The 2903-nt window shown below is 73.2% G+C and carries 4 protein-coding genes; 2 read left to right on the top strand and 2 right to left on the bottom strand.

Going from position 1 to position 2903, the window contains the following annotated elements; genetic code table 11:
- Both ACWGIU_RS34515 and ACWGIU_RS34520 read left to right on the top strand, forming a co-directional pair.
- On the top strand, positions 1 to 315 hold a 315-nt coding region (locus ACWGIU_RS34515; protein WP_453712051.1), incomplete at its 5' end, for an ROK family protein.
- A gap of 450 nt (positions 316 to 765) precedes the next feature.
- Complete coding sequence (locus ACWGIU_RS34520; protein ID WP_453712052.1) at positions 766 to 1059, top strand: lactococcin 972 family bacteriocin; 294 nt, start codon at positions 766 to 768, stop codon at positions 1057 to 1059.
- Between the two features lie 86 nt (positions 1060 to 1145).
- Here ACWGIU_RS34520 and ACWGIU_RS34525 read toward each other — a convergent pair whose 3' ends face one another.
- On the bottom strand, positions 1146 to 1898 hold the full coding sequence (locus ACWGIU_RS34525; protein WP_453712053.1) for an SDR family oxidoreductase: 753 nt from the start codon (positions 1896 to 1898) through the stop codon (positions 1146 to 1148).
- Positions 1899 to 1951: 53 nt separating this feature from the next.
- A partial coding sequence (locus ACWGIU_RS34530) for an RNA polymerase sigma-70 factor (protein WP_453712054.1) occupies positions 1952 to 2903 on the bottom strand: 952 nt, incomplete at its 5' end.

A 2903-nucleotide genomic window follows, 5' to 3' on the forward strand; every position in this document is an offset into this window, starting at 1 on the left:
CACGGCTTCGTGGGCCCGGCGGAGGAGGCCGTGGCCGGAGCCGCGGGGGAGCCCTTCCTCGAAGCGCTGGCGGAACGGCTCGCGCTGGGCGCGGCGGCGGCCGCGGCGATCCTGGACCCGGGCTGCGTGGTCCTGGCGGGCGAACTGGGCCGTGCGGGCGGCTCCGCCCTGGCGGCACGGGTCGCCCACCGCGTGGCGGAACTGACCCCGGTCCCGACGGAGATCCGCGCCACGACCCTGGGCGACCCGGCGGTCCTGGCGGGAGCGGAACTGGCGGCGCGGGAAGCTGCGCAGGCGGTGCTGTTCGGGGGGTAGGGGGCGGCTTCGGATGGCGGGAGTCGGGTGGGCGGGAGTCGGCTGGCGGTAGCCGGGTGGGAGCGGGGCGGGAGCCGGGCGGCCGGCCGGACCTGGTTCGGGTAGTGCGGCCGGGGCGCCGGCGGGGGGCCGACGGAGCGGGGGAGGGAAGACGCGGCGGGGGTCGAGGAGGGTGGGGCCGGCTGACCGGGTGGGCCGGGACGTCGGGACTCGGGGCGTGGCTTCGGAGGACGGGAGTTGCGGCCTGTGTCCGACCCGGGACGGACAGGAGACGCTGAGTCGTGAGGAGCGCCCGGCGATCGGACGCGCCCCTCACCTGACTCTCCCCGGGCATCTCGGACCGCCCCGTCCCTGTGTTCTGCCCCGGCCCGTTCCTTTGGGGGCTTCCCGGCAGTCTTTCGTTTCTCCGGGTCGCGATGGCGTGGCGCCTCCGGTCCCCGCCCGTGAGCGATGCGGCCCACCGCACCGCTGTGGACCGCTGGCCCGGGGTGGTCAATAAGTACTGCTACTCGAAATTACGCGCACGAGACGAAGGGCCACTCGTCCACGGTGAAAATAGCGGGCAGCACGCGTCGCGTTCACGCCGCAGCCGGCGACGTCTTCCACGCGAACCTCACCAAGGGGCTCGCCTACACCTGCTCCACCTACTACGTGCGTCGACCAGGTTCTGAGCTCCGTCGCGGCATGCGTCGTCGCCGTGGCTCTCGTGGGACACACGGTGTGGAGCCGGCGCGTTCGGCGTAGCCGGGCGGACGGGCAACCGGACCGAGCTCGCCTCCACGGCATCTCCGACTCCCTCACCGATCCGGCCGGTGAGCCGCTTCGGATCCCTACTCCCCCCGCCCCGCCGCGAACTCCGCGAACGTGAGGCGGCCCACCGCGTGGGACGGGGTCAGGTGGCCGCCGCGCTTGAAGCCCGCGTAGGCCTTGCCCGCCAGGGGGAGGGGGATCACCCGGCGGTGGCGGCCCGTCGCGGTCAGGTAGGTGCGGGCAAGGTCCGGCAGGGTGCGGATCTCCGGGCCGCCCATGTCCGTGACCCGGCCCGACGGGGTCGGTACCGCCAGCTCCGCCAGGCGGTCCGCCACCTCGCCGACGGCGATCGGCTGGACCCGTACCCCGCCCGGCACCGGTGCGACGAGCGGTAGCTTCGCCGCCATGTCCACCAACTGCGCCACCAGGTCGTGGAACTGCGTGGTGCGCAGGATGGTCAGGCCCAGCCCGGACGCCTCCAGCAGCCGCTCGACCTTCAGCTTCGTCCGGTAGTAGCCGAGCGGTACCACGTCCACCCCGACGATCGAGATGTAGACGATGTTGGTGACGGTCCCGGCCCGCCGGGCCGCGTCGATGAGGTGCCGGGTGGCGGTGTCGTCGTCCTTGCCCCCGCCACGCGTGTTGCTCGCGCAGTGCACCACCACCTCCGCGCCCGCCACCGCCGCGTCCAGCCCGCTGCCCTCCAGGAGATCGACCGGGTACTCCGGGGCGTGCCGGCTCAGTACGCGGACCTCGTGCCCCGCGTTGCGGAGCCGGTCCACGACCAGTACGCCGAGGGTGCCGGTGCCGCCGGTGACGAGGATGGTGCTCATGAGGTCCGCCTTTCGCCGATGTGGTTCCTTCAGCAGCGGAGACCGGACGGCCCTCAGGAATGTGACAGCTGCCGCTGGAGGAATGCCAGCTTCTCCGGGTTGAGCACCGTGCTGAGCCCGCTGACCAGCCCGTTCTCGAATTCCACCAGAAGAACGGCCGTCTCGCCGAAGAGCAGTGCCCGCACCCCGTTGATCTCCGCGACGCTGACCGGCAGGTCCCCGGCGAACTTCTTGAGCACCCCGACCGCGAAGCGGGCCACCTTGTCCCGGCCCAGGATCGGCCGCAGCGCCGCGTTGACCACGCCTCCGCCGTCCGACACGAACCGGACGTCGGCCGTCAGCAGCCCCTCCAGCCGGGCGAGGTCCCCGCCGCGCGCCGCCGTCATGAAGGTCTCCACGAGGCTCTGCCACCGTTCGGGGTGCGGTTCGAAGCGCCGCTCCGGCTCGGCTGCCCGTTCGGCGGCCACCCGGCCGGCCGCCCGCCGGTAGAGCTGCCGGCAGTTCGCCTCGGTCAGGTCCAGGACTCCGGCGATCTCCCGGTGGCTGTAGGCGAAGGCCTCGCGCAGTACGTAGACGGCCCGCTCGACCGGGGTGAGCTGTTCCAGCAGCACCAGCAGGGCCATGGACACGCTGTCCCGCTGCTCCGCGGACTCCAGCGGGCCGAGCGTGCCGTCGCCGGTGAGGACGGGCTCCGGGAGCCAGGGGCCGACGTACGCCTCGCGCCGGACCCGCGCCGAGGTGAGGGTGTTGAGGCACAGGTTCGTGACGACCTTGGCGAGCCAGGCGCCGGGGTGCTCGATCTCCTCGCGGTCGGCGGACGCCCAGCGCAGGTACGCCTCCTGCACGGCGTCCTCCGCCTCCGCGGCGGAGCCGAGCATGCGGTAGGCGATGCCGAACATCCGGGGACGGTTCTCCTCGAAGTCCGCGTCGGACGCGGTGATGTGTGTGATCACCGCAGCAGCGTACGAGGCCCGGTGCGCGCGGGAACGAGCGAGGACCCGGTGG

The organism is Streptomyces sp. NPDC054840 (genome assembly GCF_053611065.1).

Coding starts and splice junctions, on each gene's coding strand:
- ACWGIU_RS34525 (WP_453712053.1), bottom strand. CDS start 1,898: ATGAGCACCATCCTCGTCACCGGCGGCACCGGCACCCTCGGCGTACTG.
- ACWGIU_RS34520 (WP_453712052.1), top strand. CDS start 766: ATGCGGCCCACCGCACCGCTGTGGACCGCTGGCCCGGGGTGGTCAATA.